This window comes from Arthrobacter sp. TmtSoilC51, assembly GCF_055388015.1.
The window spans coordinates 461,643-475,758 of the sequence record NZ_AP035877.1 but is presented as its reverse complement, the minus strand read 5'-3'; the positions used below and the strand labels follow the sequence as shown (position 1 = coordinate 475,758).

The following is a 14,116-nucleotide window of genomic DNA, read 5'->3' as shown; positions in this document are numbered from 1 at the left end:
CATCGTGAATGACTACCGTGGCGCTGGGTTGCAGTAATCGGCAGGAACGCCTCAGCGACTGTGATCCGGGTCATCTCTGAATCGAATATACTCGGACTTCCTACTAATTTCCAGAGGGCGTTTTCCGGTCCCTGCTCAACAACATGCAGAAGCTAGTGCACTTCTTTGAGTCCCTTGTAGGCTTCCAAGGCATCCTGCCTGGTGGTCTTGAGATCCACGATCTCCTCCGGATACTCGGGTGTGCCGAACTCCTGGATCCACTGGGCAATGTATTTTCCCCGGGGATCGAACTTGATGCGTTGGGCCTCCGGATTGAAGATCCTGAAGAACGGGGAAGCGTCTGCCCCCGAGCCCGCCACCCACTGCCAGTTCGCCGGGTTGGACGCCGGGTCAGCGTCCACCAAGGTGTCCCAGAACCACTGCTCGCCGAGTTGCCAATGAATGCCCAGGTTCTTCACAAGGAAGCTGGCCGCCACCATGCGCACCCGGTTGTGCATCCACCCCGTCTGCCAGAGTTGCCGCTGTCCTGCGTCCACCAAGGGAAAACCGGTGCGGCCCAGCTGCCAGGCGCGGAGTTCCGCGGCCGCAGTCTCGTGACCAGCGTGAGCCTTCGCGGGGCGGGAGCCGGAGCCATCCGGCCAAGCCCACGGGAATCGGTCAAATTCCTTACGCAGGTTCGCTGTGGCCAGATCCGGGTTATGGAAGTACTGGTGCCAACAGAATTCGCGCCAGCCGAGTTCGGAGGCGAAAATACTTGTGCTTTCCGATCTATTGGAAGCCAGGGCATGCCACACCTCGAACGGGCTGAGCTCACCCCAACGCAGGTATGGCGAAAGGCAACTGCTGCCATCGACGTCCGGGCGATTACGGCCTTCGCTGTAGTTTGTGAGTCCGTCAGTCACGAATTCATTGAGCCGCTGGTGCCCTGCAGCCGATCCCGGCGTCCATGCCTCCACCAACCCTGCGGACCAGTCCGGGTTGGTGGGCAACAGGTGCCAGGATTCCAACGAATCGCAGCCGGGCAGTTCGCCCGCGTAGCCGTGGCCTTGAGCCGGCACAGCCAAAGGATCCCGGAAGTCCTGCGATGAAACAGTCCGCCAAAAAGGGGTGAAAACCTTGTACTGCCCGCCGGTCTTGGTGGTGACTTCCCACGGCTCATGAAGCAGGGACGCCTGAAAGCTCTCCACATGCATGCCGGCCCCACGCGCCCACGCCTTGATCCCGGCGTCGACCGTCCGCTCCGCCGGACCGTACCGGCGGTTCCAGAACAACGCGCCGGCGCCGATCGCCGTCGTGATTTCCTGAACAACCGGGCCGGCCGGTCCTCGACGCAGCAGAAGCGGTACTCCGATGGCCGCGAGATCATCCCGCAGCGCCGTCAACGAGTGGTGCAGCCACCACCGCGCGGCACCGCCGTGGGGCCGGACACCGCGCGATTCTTCGTCCAGTACGTAAAGGGCCACCGCCCCGCCGTCATCGACGGCGGCATGCAAGGCTGGGTTGTCCCGGACCCTTAGGTCGTCGCGGAACCAGACGACGGACGGCTTCACTTATTACCTGCTTCCTCGGAGGGGGCTACCCCAAGGAAGGTACCGAGTCTTCATCTAGTTGGGGCATTGCTGGGGCGCTGGTCTCTGTACCAGTCCAGACGGGAACACTGTTCATCACGTAATCCCTGGCTGCAGGGCCAACCATGTTCAAGCCGGGGTAGATGCGTTGGCCGTGATCTTTCCTGGCGCGCAATCCTTCAAGTTCAAGGGCGGTCCTGAAAGCGGAATCAGGAACGGGCACCTTGCGTCCCAGGACGCACCAACTGATGTAGAGGCCGTAGAGGGTGTCGAAATCCAGCCCCTTCTCGGTGTCGTCGTCAAACACCACACAGTCACTCAGAAAACTACTGATTTGGGTGTCGGTCATTGCGGGGCCTCCGGTGGCGGAAGAAAAAACGGGCCGCCGGGCTGCATCAGCGAATGTCCTGTTCACCCACTATAGCCCTCCTGAAGTTCGCCCGTACCGGCAGGTAGGTTAACTCTGGATTGCATTTGATGTGGCGCGGCCGCCAAACGAGCGTTCAGGCTCTGGTGCCAACCGCAGCATCGGCGTAGCTTCGGATACGTCCACACATACGGCTGCACCCCGGACTTCAGGCGGGCCAGGCAACGGTTTGTGAGGGCATTGTTCCGCGCTGATTGACTGTTCCGCGCTGATTGACTGTTCCGCGCTGATTGGAGGCACAGACGTGGCTGGATGGAATGCCGATACTGCAGCCGGGCCCCTTGGCTCAGGCACGGTCACTCTGGTTGAGGGCTCGTCCTTCTGCATCTCTGCCGCCAACGGAGACATCCGTCCCGATCTACCGCAGGGTGTCTTCCATATGGACACCCGGATCCTGTCCAAATGGGAATTGACGGTCAACGGACAACCGCTTGAACCACTGGCCGCAGAGACCAAGGAGCCTTACCGTGCGCTCTTTGCCTGCCGGGTGCCCCGGCCCGATGGATACGCGGACAGTCCGCTGCTGGTGGAGCGGCTGCGTGAGGTGGGCGCCGGAATCCTGGAGACGATCACAGTCCGGAATTACTCCACCAATGCAGCGGATTGCCGGATCCTGCTGACGGTCGAGTCTGATTTCGCGGACCTCTTTGAAGTGAAGGAAGCCCGGATTACCCGCCAATGGACCGAGACCCGGCTGCCTGAAGGGGATTCCCTGGAAATTCGCGGTAGGTGGGAGGGTTATCGAAAAAGCGTTGTGATCCAGGCAGACGGTGCAGGCGCAGGGGCAAAGGCCTTGGGCTTCAGGACCACGATTCCACCATTCGGGCAATGGAGCACCCGCGTGAGCGTTTTGCCAACTGCTGATGGGACCCAAGCACCTTTCGCCCATCCGTCACGCGGCGAAATGTCCGCCAGCGACAGGCGCCGGCAGGAGTGGGTGGACAAGATCCCGGTCGTGCAGATGGGCAATCGATCCATCGAGCGGACCCTGCGGCGCAGCTACGAGGACCTCGGCGCCCTCAGGATCCAGGACCCGGACCATCCGGACAGGGTGGTGGTGGCCGCCGGCGCTCCATGGTTCATGACGTTGTTCGGCCGCGACTCCCTCTGGGCATCCGAGATGGCGTTGCCCGTTGACCCCTCCCTCGCTTTGGGGACGCTCCGGACGTTGGCCGATCTCCAAGGAACAGTAGTGGATGCGGTGAGCGAGGAAGAACCGGGCAAGATCCTGCATGAGGTGAGGCTCGACGTCTCCAGCGGCCTGGCTCTCGGCGGAAAGTCCGCTTACTACGGCAGCGTTGATGCAACACCGCTCTTCGTGGTTGTCCTGGGATCGGTCAGCCGTTGGGGATTTTCCAAGGACACCATCGCCGCCCTCCTGCCCAACGCCGACCGGGCCCTTGAGTGGATCCGCGATTACGGCGACCGGGACGGCGACGGCTTTGTTGAGTACGGTCGTCCCAACGCCCACGGGCTCATCAACCAAGGATGGAAGGACTCCTGGGACGGCATCAACTTTGCCGATGGCACCCTGGCGGAACCGCCCTTGGCGCTGTGCGAAGTCCAGGCGTACGTGCACGGCGCCTACACCTCCCGGGCCTGGATGGCGTACGACGCCGGCGACCTCACTTTGGCTGCGGAGTTCCAAGAACGCGCGGACCGCCTCAAGCAGAAATTCAACGAAGAGTTTTGGCTTCCGGACAAGGGCTATTATGCCGTCGCGTTGGACCGAGACAAGCGGCCTGTGGACGCGTGCGCCTCGAACATGGGCCACTGCTTGTGGTTTGGCTTAGTGGATGAGGACAAGGCCCCCTCTATGGTGGAGCACCTGATGTCCCCCGAGATGTTCAGTGGTTGGGGAGTCCGGACGTTGGCAAGCAACATGGGCGCCTACAACCCGGCCAGCTACCACAATGGCTCCGTCTGGCCTCACGACAATGCGTTGATTGTCCAAGGGCTGCTGCGGTACGGCTTTGTGGACGAAGCACAACGGATTGCCACAGCTTTGCTGGAAGCGGCCGAGTATTCAGGCGGCCGGCTCCCGGAACTCTTCTGTGGCTTCGACCGGAAACAGTTCAGCGAACCGGTTCCCTATCCAACCGCCTGCTCACCGCAAGCATGGGCTGCCACAACGCCCATTCAACTGGTCATGGGTCTCATGCGCTACGACGCCCACATTTCGTTGGGCGGCGTCTGGCTGGACCCCGTTTTGCCGCCGTCCTTCGGAGACCTCCACATCGGCAACGCCCCCATGGGAAGTGGCCGCATCACGATCGACGTTGTCGGCTCGAAGCCCACGGTCGATGGCCTGCCGGACGGGCTGACCTTCCACCACGCGCAGCGGCCCTGGCTCACGGAGCTACTGGAAGAGGCGCACCTTCCGAGCCCGGAAACCTGAGCCCGGAAAGGAAAAGCCGCCCGGAAAAGCACCTTTGAGTGGGTACTTTCCCGGGCGGCGACACCAACTGGCTGACGACGTCAACCAGGTTAGTGCGGTGGTCGCAGGCCCTACTGGATGGCGGCTTTGAGCTCCTTGGCGGCAAGCTCCGGATCTTCGGCGCTGTAAATGGCGCTGCCGGCCACGGCTACGTCTGCACCAGCCAGCTGCACTGCTGCGATGGTGGAGGCGTTGACGCCGCCTGCGACGGAGAACGGTACGCGGGCTTCCTCGCCGGCGTTAAGGAGGCCGCGCAGGTCGTAGCCAGGCTGGGCTTGCTCGTCCAGGCCTGCGTGGAACTCGATGAACTTGGCCCCGAGGGCCCGGGCTTCCTTTGCACGGGTGACCTTGTCGGCAACACCGATCAGGTCCACAACGATGCCCTTGTTGTGCGACTGTGCCGCCTTGACCGCACCTGCAATGGTGGAGTCGTCAGCCGTTCCGAGCACCGAGACCAGGTCGGCTCCGGCCTTGAAGGCGATGTCGGCTTCGAGTTCTCCGGCGTCCATGGTCTTCATGTCGGCGAAGACGATCTTGGTGGGGTGTGCTTCCTTGATGGCGGTCACTGCTGAGAGGCCCTCGGCCTTGATGAGCGGCGTGCCCAGCTCGATGATGTCCACGTGCTCGGCTACCTTGCCGGCCAGTTCCAGGGCGGCCTCGGTGGTGAGGAGGTCCAGTGCGACTTGAAGTTTCATGGTGTTCATACTTTCCTTGTGGGTTGTCGGTGTTGGTGAGTTGGAATCGCGCCAAAGAAATTGGCTACTTGGTTGGGCTTATTCGAGGTTTGCGTGACGCAACCAGAGCTGCTCAGCGGGTTCGTCCGCGGCGTCCCAAAGAGTCTGGAAAACCGACTCGGTGGCAAGGAACAGCGCCTGCTCGAACAGGCTGCCGGAGTACTGGCGCGAAATGTTGGAACCGTGGTCCGTCTTTTGGGCGGCCGGGATAACCACCACGACGTCGGCCAGTCCGGCCAAGGGCGAGGACGGGTTGGTGGTGATGGCGGCAACCTGTGCACCTGCTTCAAGCGCGGTTTGCGCAGCCTTGACCACACCGGAGGTCGTACCTGAACCGGACGCTACCACCAGCAAATCGCCGGAACTGATGGCGGGCGTGGTGGTGTCACCTGCCACGTGGACTGTCAGGCCGAGGTGCATGAGGCGCATCGCCGCCATCCGGAGGACCAGGCCGCTGCGTCCGGCTCCGGCGAGGAACACACGCCCGGCCCCACTGATCCTGTCAGCAAGGTGGGCCAACTGAGCGTACTCAATGCCAGAAGTAGTGTCAGCGACTTCGCCGAGGATCAGGGACACATTGTTGGCTACGTCCGTGCTCGTGGCAGTTGCTGTTTCTGCGGTGACGTTCACATTCACTCCTTCGTGTATAGGGTGCTCGAGCCTTTCGGGCCTGCAATCAAGTCTCCCGGTCAGTTCGGGTAGGTGGAACGCTGAAAAAGAGCAGTTGATACCACCCTTTTGGGTAGTACACGCGGCCTATTTCGTTTAGGCTTGGGAGCATGTCCGAGCCCACCGTCATCCCCTGGCAGCTTTTAAATGCCATCGCAGACATCACCCAGGCACCTCTCATGCGTATAGCGGACAGCCTGCGAACAGCCCTGCTGCCCTACGTCAAGTCCAGTGCCTTGGTCATCTTCACCGAGGACTGCACTGGCCGCCCCCAGAAGAAGGCAGGCGAGGAAAGCATTGTCAGCAGGGTCTCCATCCCGGAGTTGGATAAGGTACGGGCCGCGATTCCGGACGAGGGTCCATGGCGCGCCAAAGCTACCGTCGCCGGGGAGGAACGGGATGTCCTGGCTTTGGCGTACGCACCCAGCAATGCGCTGTTGGTCTTGACTGATCCCGGAGTTGGACAGGACAGCGAATCCCTGCGCGTCCTCTCCTACCTTTGGCGGCTCACCGCGGCACGTATCCAGGAGAAGGTCTCTGATGCGCCGCCGTCGTATCTGTTGGAGTCCCGTGCCGCATCAGCGGAGCGGATCCGGGTGACGGCCGAACTGGTGGACCAGCACTCCACCACGCTGGAAACCGTGCTCGCCGCGCTGCGGTCCAACAGCATGGACGATCACGCAGCCCGTGCTTTCGTAACCGACATGACTGCCAAGGCGCTGATCGGCCTGAGAACCCTTAACGACCGCACAAGCGATCTCGTGGAGGAACCAGTCAGCACGGCGTTCGAGCGGCTTCGCGTGGACCTCCGGCCGCTAATGCACTTCAGCAACATCGACATCCAGTTCATTGAGCCGCCTGCGAATGGCAGGGCATTGCCAGGAGAAGTAGCCCACGCTGCCCGTGCCGTGGTCCGGGGCCTGGTGCTCGCAATAGCCGAGCAACCTGATGTGCACCGTGTCCGGGCCCAGTGGGACTGCGATGGTGAAAACCTGCTTATCAACGTCCGGGACGATGGCCGGGGCGAGCTGTCCCCCGATTCCCCCAACATCGAACGGTTGCGCCAACGGGTGCAGGCCGTGGATGGCAGGATGAGCGTAGATGTCATGCAGGGCTGGGGAGCAGATATCTCTGTGGTGCTGCCGCTGGATCCACCATCGGCACCCGCTGGTGATGTCTCAGCGTGGGGCCTTGCCGCAAGAGAACTGGAAGTCCTTCAATTGCTGGCCGCTGGCCAGCGTAACCGGGCCATCGCCGCTGAACTCAGTGTCAGCGAAAATACTGTGAAATTTCATATCCGGAACCTCTTCCGGAAGCTGGACGTCCGGTCCCGCACTGAGGCCATCGCGTTGGCACACAGTGCGGGACTCCGGTAGTCGCTTGCTTTTCAGCCAGGGCAGCTGGAAGCGGCTAGGCGTCGATCACCAAATCGGTCTGCGCGGTGGAGCAGCAGGGCAGGAACTTCCCGGCCTCGATTTCCCGTGCGCGGATTCCGCCCTGGTGGTTCATCTCGACCTCCCCGGAAAGCTTGACCACCTTGCATGAGCCACACATGCCTTCCTTGCAGTTCGCGCCGATCCGAACGCCTGCACGCTGCGCCACCCCGAGGATGTGTTCGCTGGGGTCGATGCGAACATTGATGCCGGTGCGCATGAAGGACAGTGTGAGGCTTCCCGTCCCCACCGTGTCGAAGGTCGAGGCATCGGGTGCTTCGGCCTCCGGCGCCGGCCCCGAACCGCCGTCGGGTGCCTCGGAACCGGGCGCGTCCGGGTCGACGGTTTCCAGCGGCAGGCCCGTGGCCTGCAGGGTTCCCTCCGCGTCGTAGCCAGGCTCGTAGAGTCCGAAGGCGGTGGGCTGGCTTTCGTAGTAGTCCTCGGCGGAATCGGCGATTTCCTCAGCGATTTCCTCTGCGATGTCTGCCGCAAGCGCGAGCTCCGCCTGGTATTCAAGGAGCGTCTGGCGATCACCCGAGAAGAATTCCATATAGATGGAAGTGTCGTCGACGCCAACTTTGCCCAGGAGCTCGGTGGCTGTGTTCAGGTAACCCTCGGGGCCGCAGGCATAGACCTGGCGGCCGTTGGCATCCGGGGCAACCTCGTCCAGCATGGCTGCCGTCAACCTTCCACTGAGCCCTTCCCATCCCTCGGGTTTGCTGCGGTCACCCAGGGAGTAGAAGACCTTGACGCGAGAGTCCACGGAGGCGATGTAGGCCAACTCCTTGTGGAAGGCAAAGCCTCCGGCCTCCGCTCCGTGATAGAGCACCACAACATCGGCATGCCCGGGCAGGGAATGGATGGTCCGCAGCATGGACATGATGGGGGTGATGCCGGCGCCGGCGGCCAAGAAGAGGTACCGCGCCCGCCGGTCGGCATCGGGCAAGTGGAATGCGCCCACCGGTCCGAGCATCTCGAGCACAGTCCCGGGTTTGACGTTCTCGTGCACCCACGGTGAGACGAGTCCTGTGGCGTCGCGTTTGACGCTGATGCTGAAGGTCCAAGGCTCGGTTGGGGAACTGGACAGCGAATAGCTGCGGTCCACCGGTTCCTGGTCCTGGCCGTTCACGGGAAAAGCGACGTTTACATACTGGCCCGCACGGAACGCCAGGGGCGCACCGTCGCAGCGGCGGAACACGAAGGTCATCAAGCCGCCCGCCTCGGGAACGGTCTCCACACATTCGGCCATGAACTCCTGTGGATGCCAGGGGCCCAGTGCACGTGCAGCACGAGCGGGTGCCTCGGTGCTGCCCATGACCCTGTTCCATGGCATCTCAAGACCGCGAATGCGCTGTGGCTCTTGGTGGATTGCCGTCTCAGTGAGGAGTTCAATCATGCCAAGTGCTCCTGGACCCGCTGCACGTACCAGTTGATGAACGCCTCTACCTGGTACTCGCTCTTCATGTACGGGCCGGGCTCGTAGGCCGGGCTGCCGGCACCCTGCTGGCACAACTCCACGAACGCCTTGTCCTGCAGGTTCGTCTGCTTCCAGGTGTAGGTGAGTTTGTCGAGGTCGTAGTCAACGCCTTCCACGGCGTCATCAGCTACCAGCCAGGTGGTGCGGACCAGGGACTGGTGCTCATTGATCGGGAAGACACCAAACGTGATCACGTGGTCGCCCAGGAAGTGGAACCAGCTGTTGGGTTGCAGGTGCATCGAGCAGCGGCCAAGGCGGAAGTCCGGCAGGTCGCCGAGCAGCTTCTTGGAGAGCCTGCGCCCATCGGCCGAGAACGATTCGCCTTCGCCGTCCAGGGATTCGCGGGAAATGCGGATACCGGCAATACGGGTGTCCAGCTCCTCGACCACCTCGTAGGGCAGGCCGTAGCGGCGGCAACGCTCCTCGAGGGAGGACTGGGCTTCCTTGTTGCGGTCCCACACTTCTTCGAGATGGGCCGGGATCAGGCCCTCCGTCAGGCCCCAGGTGGGAAAGAGGGAACAGGCAAGCTCCGGGTGTCCGTCGCAGTGGTAGCACTCACGGTTGTTCTCCATGACGAGCTTCCAGTTGCCCTCCTCGATGATGTTCTGCTGGTAGGCGACCTTCGTCTTCGACAGATCATGGGGCGCGAGGTACGGCTCGAAGATCTTTGAGGTTTCGTCGAAGTCGGTTGGCGGTTCGTCGGCAATGCAGACGAAGATGAGTCCGGCGACCATGCGGCTGTGGGCACGCTTGAGGGCGAAGCAGTTCTTGTCGAATTTGGCTTCGCCAGGAGCGGAGGCGTGGATCAGGTTGCCCTCGGGGGAATAGGTCCAGGAGTGGTAGCCGCATACGAGGTTTCCGGTGGAACCGGCAGCTTCGGTCAGGACGCGGGCACCGCGGTGGCGGCACACGTTGTGCAGGACGTTAACGTCGCCATCGTCGTTGCGCAGGACGATCAGGGAGTAGGGCCCGTAATCGACGGTGACGTAGTCTCCCGGCTCCGGCAGCTCGGCCACGCTGGCGGCAAAGATCCAGTGCTGGCCAAAAATGGCTTCCATGTCGATCTTGAAAATCGTCGGGTCTGTGTAGAAGGGAGCATCGAGGGAGTAGCCCGTACGACGGAAGTCGAACAACCCGGCGATTTCCGCCAGCTGCTCAGCAGGCAATGATGAAGCGAGTTTTCCGCGTGATTTCAGGGGCAAGTTCACTGGAGCAGTCATGGGTTTCCTCCCGGGAGGCTGGATGAGTGTGCATTTTGTGGAGACCGCTGGTGCGTCATCGCGACCGGCGTTATCGAAGTCTTCGTAGTACGAGATTAGGGACGAATGAACTGCAACAAAAGCGCAATATTTAGGAGATAACCATGCACAATCAGTGCATGATGGGTGCATGATCGATCCAAGGCTCATAACCCTTCGCGTGTTTGCCCGATGCGGCACGATCGGCGCAACGGCGGAACTCACAGGATATTCTCCCTCCGCCGTCTCCGCGCAGTTGCGGGAGCTCCAGCGCATGCTGGGAATGCAGCTACTGACCAAGGACGGCCGCGGCGTCCGGTTGACCGCCACGGGGCGCTTTCTGGTGGCGGGCTCGGACACCCTCATTGCCGAATGGGAGAGCCTGCGCGCTGCAGCCATGGAGGCCGGCGACCAAGTGCAGTCCCATTTTGGCCTCGGCGGATTCTCCACGGCGGCCGCGCAGTTGCTCGCCCCGCTGGCCGCTACCCTGCGCTCCACCCGCCCCTTGCTGGAGGTACAGGTACTTGAGGCCAACCCGGCCCGCTGCTTCGACTTGTTGGTTGCGGAGAGAATCGACCTCGCGGTCATCGTTGCCATGCAGTCCGACACTTATGGTGAGGACGATCCGCGCTTCGAGCAGAGAGTCCTGCTCGACGATCCGCTGGACGTGATCATTCCCGCCGACCATCCGTTGGCGTCGCGGGAAACAGTGACGCTGGAAGAACTGGCGTCGGAACCCTGGATCACGGAGGCCGTCGGTTCCACCTACCATGCCCTCTTTACAGCGGCGTTCACGGCAGTCGGGGTGACACCGCGGATTGCCCACGAGGCCGTTGAGTGGGAAACCCAAATCGCCTTCGTGGGTGCAGGGCTGGGCGTGGGCCTGCTGCCGCGGCTGGCGCCGCTGCACAGTGCCGAAAACGTGGTTCGACTACGTATTACCGGCAAGGGGAAACCCGCGCGGCGCATTGTCGCTGCGATGCGCAGGGGCAGCATCGCATCGCCCCTGATCCAGGAGTCGCTCGGCATCCTGCAAGTCAACGCCAACCGGATCCTTGCCGCCCGGCCCGAAGACGATCTCTGACATCGCAGGCACCATGGAGGGGTAGGTCAAACCCAGACCTGATATCCGGTGGACTGATCGAAAAGCCGCCGCGTACTTGCTCCCGCGGCGGCGATCCATAGGACAGAGTCGTCGTCCGCCGCCTGCTCAACCACGCCAGTCATGACATGGTCATCCATGAGCCACACCTCAACCGTGTGGCCGGTCAACTTCGCCCAGTCCGTCCGCAAACCGCGGCCATCAACGGTCTTCAACGGCTTCGTGTCCAACTTTTCGCCCTACCAGCCGCGTTCTGCGAGGCGGTGGGGCTGCGGGATTTCGTCGACGTTGATGCCGACCATCGCTTCGCCCAGGCCGCGGGAGACCTTGGCGATGACGTCGGGGTCGTCGTAGTAAGCAGTGGCTTTCACGACGGCGGCAGCGCGCTCTGCGGGGTTGCCGGACTTGAAGATGCCGGAACCGACGAACACGCCGTCGGCGCCGAGCTGCATCATCATCGCAGCATCGGCCGGGGTGGCGATGCCACCGGCGGTGAACAGCACTACCGGGAGCTTGCCCGTGGCCGCGATTTCCTTGACCAGCTCGTACGGGGCCTGCAGTTCCTTGGCCGCAACGTACAGCTCGTCCTCGGGAAGTGCGGCGAGCTTGGCGATCTCGGCACGGATCTTGCGCATGTGTCCCGTGGCGTTGGAAACGTCACCGGTACCGGCTTCGCCCTTGGAACGGATCATCGCCGCGCCCTCGTTGATGCGGCGCAACGCCTCACCCAGGTTGGTGGCGCCACAAACGAAGGGAACGGTGAAGTTCCACTTGTCGATGTGGTTGACGTAGTCGGCCGGGGTCAGGACCTCGGACTCGTCGATGTAGTCGACACCGAGGGACTGCAGGACCTGGGCTTCGACGAAGTGGCCGATACGGGCCTTGGCCATGACCGGGATGGACACGGCAGCGATGATCTGATCGATCATGTCGGGATCGGACATCCGGGACACGCCGCCCTGGGCGCGGATATCGGCGGGCACGCGCTCAAGCGCCATGACCGCCACGGCACCGGCGTCCTCGGCGATGCGGGCTTGCTCGACGTTAACGACGTCCATGATGACGCCGCCCTTGAGCATCTCCGCCATGCCCCGCTTGACACGGCTGCTGCCCGTGAGCGGAATGTGTTCGAACAGGAAGGGTCTTGTAGTCACGTGATACTCCGAGGACTGAAGGGCTGCGTTTTCATCACCAGCTCCCGGATCGAGTGCTTTGCCAGCCGCCAAGCACTGATATCCGAGTGATATATTAGTGTGAGGTCCAGTATGCTGGCGGCCCGGCGCGGAGTCAACCGCCCTAAAGGTGCCCTTAGGCGGCGAAGAGTGCCTCACGGACGGCGCGCTCGAAGCCACTGACATGTACGCGGGCAAGTTCAGCGGCTTCTTCTTCATTCCCATCGATGACAGCCCGCAGAAGGTCCAAATGCTCGCGCACGTGATGCTCAAGATCCGGCAAGCGGTCCAGCACCATGCACCAGATACGCGTGGCCAGGTTGTCGTAGCGAATCAGAACGTCCTCCAGGTGTGGATTCGCAGCAGCCGCATAGATTCCCTGGTGAACGCTTGCGTCAAGGCGCAGTGTTTCAACCACCGACGCGGCGCTGACATCAAAGTCCTCAACTGCGCGCATTACTTCCCGCAGGTGTTCCCTGGTGGCCGCCGAAGCAACCCGCGCCGCACGCGCGGCGGCGAGCGGTTCCAGTTGGGCCCGGATCTCGGAAATAAAAGCGAGGTCCGTCACTTCCACACGGGTGGCGAACGTCCCACGCCTCGGGTAGGTAATCACCAGCCGGTCCAGCTCCAGCCGCTTCAGGGCCTCCCGAACTGGAGTGCGTCCGATCTCCAGCTCCTTGGCGAGCTGGTCATCATTGAGGAGGTCGCCGGGCTTAATGTCCAGCATGAGCAGCCTGTCGCGCAGCCGCTCGTAGGCGACGTCAGCCAAAGATTTCCTGGTGGCATCGCCGATGCTTGCAAGAGTTCCAAAAGCCACAGCGCCAGCCCCTTCTTCAAAACCGAAAAATCTATTGACCTGCTTCGGACACCAGTATACGCTGATTCCAATCCTAATATATCAGTTCAGGACCCAAGAATATATCTAAAGGAGGCGACATGACCCTCATGGCGACAGATTCCCCCGTAAGCAACCAGCCGAAGCCGGAATTGCTCAAAGACGAGCAAGCACAAAAGTTCGTACTCACATTGTCGTGCGTCGAACGCGCCGGCATCGTTCAGGCAGTCACCACCTTCCTGTTTGAGCGTGGTTTCAACATCGAAGAGCACCAGCAGTTCGACGACGGCCTCCGCCAGACGCTGCACCTGCGGACCGCTTTTTCCGGCCCACTGTCCTACTCGCCGGAGCGGCTCGAAGAGGAATTCAGCGCGATTGCTGACCGCTTCGAAATGAAGTTCAGCTTCCATGACCAAACCAAGAAGCGGGTCCTGGTGATGGTGTCCAAGTTCGGGCACTGCCTCAACGACCTCATCTTCCGCTGGCGGGGTGGCAGCCTGGGCGGCGACCTTGTAGTTGTAGCCTCCAACCACGAAACCCACCGCGCCATGGCTGAGGCAGCGGGCCTGCCTTTCGTCTACATTCCCGTCACCCCGGACACTAAGGCGGAGGCTGAGCAGCGGCTCCTGGACCTGGTTGAGGAATATAACGTGGACCTCGTGGTGCTCGCCAGGTACATGCAGGTGCTCTCGGATGATCTGTGCCGTGCCCTGGAGGGACGTGCCATCAACATCCACCACTCGTTCCTGCCGGGCTTCAAGGGTGCACGCCCCTATCACCAGGCCTACGACCGCGGCGTTAAGCTCGTTGGAGCAACCGCACACTACGTGACGGCGGACCTCGACGAGGGTCCGATCATCGAGCAGGAAGTCATCCGCGTGGACCACAGTTACGGCCCCACCACACTCTCAACTGTGGGTCAGGACGCCGAAGCCCTGGCATTGTCCCGTGCCGTCAGATGGCACTGTGAACACCGCGTACTTCTGGACCAGACCAGCACAGTGGTTTTCCGCTAGGCCACCCG

The 14,116-nt window shown here is 62.1% G+C and carries 13 protein-coding genes; 4 read left to right on the top strand and 9 right to left on the bottom strand.

What is annotated here, in order from left to right; all coding sequences use genetic code 11:
* Window positions 1-152: 152 nt before the first annotated feature.
* Window positions 153-1,550, bottom strand: a complete 1,398-nt coding sequence (locus tag ACZ5G6_RS02350) for a cryptochrome/photolyase family protein (RefSeq protein WP_498689118.1) — start codon at window positions 1,548-1,550, stop codon at window positions 153-155.
* Window positions 1,551-1,575: 25 nt separating this feature from the next.
* Window positions 1,576-1,917 (bottom strand): hypothetical protein, encoded by a 342-nt coding sequence (locus ACZ5G6_RS02345; protein WP_223935595.1) that lies wholly within the window; start codon window positions 1,915-1,917, stop codon window positions 1,576-1,578.
* A gap of 322 nt (window positions 1,918-2,239) precedes the next feature.
* Between ACZ5G6_RS02345 and ACZ5G6_RS02340 the strand changes: the two genes are divergently transcribed.
* The gene (locus ACZ5G6_RS02340; protein ID WP_498689116.1) at window positions 2,240-4,393 is read left to right on the top strand and encodes an amylo-alpha-1,6-glucosidase; all 2,154 of its coding nucleotides are present in this window, start codon (window positions 2,240-2,242) and stop codon (window positions 4,391-4,393) included.
* Between the two features lie 110 nt (window positions 4,394-4,503).
* Here the strand turns inward: ACZ5G6_RS02340 and hxlA are convergent, their stop codons facing one another.
* Both hxlA and hxlB read right to left on the bottom strand, forming a co-directional pair.
* Complete coding sequence (hxlA, locus tag ACZ5G6_RS02335) at window positions 4,504-5,127, bottom strand: 3-hexulose-6-phosphate synthase (RefSeq protein WP_223935593.1); 624 nt, start codon at window positions 5,125-5,127, stop codon at window positions 4,504-4,506.
* Between the two features lie 78 nt (window positions 5,128-5,205).
* On the bottom strand, window positions 5,206-5,796 hold the full coding sequence (gene hxlB / locus ACZ5G6_RS02330) for a 6-phospho-3-hexuloisomerase (protein WP_498689112.1): 591 nt from the start codon (window positions 5,794-5,796) through the stop codon (window positions 5,206-5,208).
* A 149-nt stretch (window positions 5,797-5,945) separates the two neighbouring features.
* Between hxlB and ACZ5G6_RS02325 the strand changes: the two genes are divergently transcribed.
* A complete protein-coding gene (locus ACZ5G6_RS02325; RefSeq protein WP_498689110.1) occupies window positions 5,946-7,211 on the top strand; it encodes a helix-turn-helix transcriptional regulator in 1,266 nt (421 codons plus the stop codon).
* A gap of 34 nt (window positions 7,212-7,245) precedes the next feature.
* Here ACZ5G6_RS02325 and ACZ5G6_RS02320 read toward each other — a convergent pair whose 3' ends face one another.
* Together ACZ5G6_RS02320 and ACZ5G6_RS02315 are read right to left on the bottom strand one after the other, a co-directional pair.
* Complete coding sequence (locus ACZ5G6_RS02320; protein ID WP_223935590.1) at window positions 7,246-8,664, bottom strand: ferredoxin reductase; 1,419 nt, start codon at window positions 8,662-8,664, stop codon at window positions 7,246-7,248.
* Window positions 8,661-9,965 (bottom strand): aromatic ring-hydroxylating oxygenase subunit alpha, encoded by a 1,305-nt coding sequence (locus tag ACZ5G6_RS02315; protein WP_223935589.1) that lies wholly within the window; start codon window positions 9,963-9,965, stop codon window positions 8,661-8,663. The genes ACZ5G6_RS02320 and ACZ5G6_RS02315 overlap by 4 nt, the downstream gene beginning before the upstream one ends.
* A gap of 169 nt (window positions 9,966-10,134) precedes the next feature.
* Between ACZ5G6_RS02315 and ACZ5G6_RS02310 the strand changes: the two genes are divergently transcribed.
* Entirely contained in the window at window positions 10,135-11,067 is a 933-nt protein-coding gene (locus ACZ5G6_RS02310) for a LysR family transcriptional regulator (RefSeq protein ID WP_498689108.1), read from the top strand.
* Window positions 11,068-11,093: 26 nt separating this feature from the next.
* On the opposite strand, the gene ACZ5G6_RS02305 is transcribed toward ACZ5G6_RS02310, so the two are convergent.
* The 3 genes from ACZ5G6_RS02305 to ACZ5G6_RS02295 form a co-directional block, all read right to left on the bottom strand.
* Window positions 11,094-11,315 (bottom strand): hypothetical protein, encoded by a 222-nt coding sequence (locus tag ACZ5G6_RS02305; RefSeq protein WP_498689107.1) that lies wholly within the window; start codon window positions 11,313-11,315, stop codon window positions 11,094-11,096.
* 9 nt (window positions 11,316-11,324) lie between these two features.
* Window positions 11,325-12,173 (bottom strand): pyridoxal 5'-phosphate synthase lyase subunit PdxS, encoded by an 849-nt coding sequence (pdxS, locus tag ACZ5G6_RS02300; protein WP_275959814.1) that lies wholly within the window; start codon window positions 12,171-12,173, stop codon window positions 11,325-11,327.
* Between the two features lie 220 nt (window positions 12,174-12,393).
* Complete coding sequence (locus ACZ5G6_RS02295; RefSeq protein ID WP_498689104.1) at window positions 12,394-13,074, bottom strand: GntR family transcriptional regulator; 681 nt, start codon at window positions 13,072-13,074, stop codon at window positions 12,394-12,396.
* Window positions 13,075-13,193: 119 nt separating this feature from the next.
* On the opposite strand from ACZ5G6_RS02295, the gene purU reads away from it, so the two are divergent.
* Complete coding sequence (gene purU / locus ACZ5G6_RS02290; RefSeq protein ID WP_223935586.1) at window positions 13,194-14,108, top strand: formyltetrahydrofolate deformylase; 915 nt, start codon at window positions 13,194-13,196, stop codon at window positions 14,106-14,108.
* The last annotated feature ends 8 nt before the right edge of the window (window positions 14,109-14,116 follow it).

Excerpts from the sequence above, each read along its gene's own strand:
- hxlA (WP_223935593.1), bottom strand. The coding sequence starts at position 5,127 with ATGAAACTTCAAGTCGCACTGGACCTCCTCACCACCGAGGCCGCCCTG.
- pdxS (WP_275959814.1), bottom strand. The coding sequence starts at position 12,173 with ATGGCGGAGATGCTCAAGGGCGGCGTCATCATGGACGTCGTTAACGTC.
- ACZ5G6_RS02345 (WP_223935595.1), bottom strand. The coding sequence starts at position 1,917 with ATGACCGACACCCAAATCAGTAGTTTTCTGAGTGACTGTGTGGTGTTT.
- ACZ5G6_RS02310 (WP_498689108.1), top strand. The coding sequence starts at position 10,135 with ATGATCGATCCAAGGCTCATAACCCTTCGCGTGTTTGCCCGATGCGGC.
- ACZ5G6_RS02320 (WP_223935590.1), bottom strand. The coding sequence starts at position 8,664 with ATGATTGAACTCCTCACTGAGACGGCAATCCACCAAGAGCCACAGCGC.
- purU (WP_223935586.1), top strand. The coding sequence starts at position 13,194 with ATGACCCTCATGGCGACAGATTCCCCCGTAAGCAACCAGCCGAAGCCG.
- ACZ5G6_RS02315 (WP_223935589.1), bottom strand. The coding sequence starts at position 9,965 with ATGACTGCTCCAGTGAACTTGCCCCTGAAATCACGCGGAAAACTCGCT.
- ACZ5G6_RS02325 (WP_498689110.1), top strand. The coding sequence starts at position 5,946 with ATGTCCGAGCCCACCGTCATCCCCTGGCAGCTTTTAAATGCCATCGCA.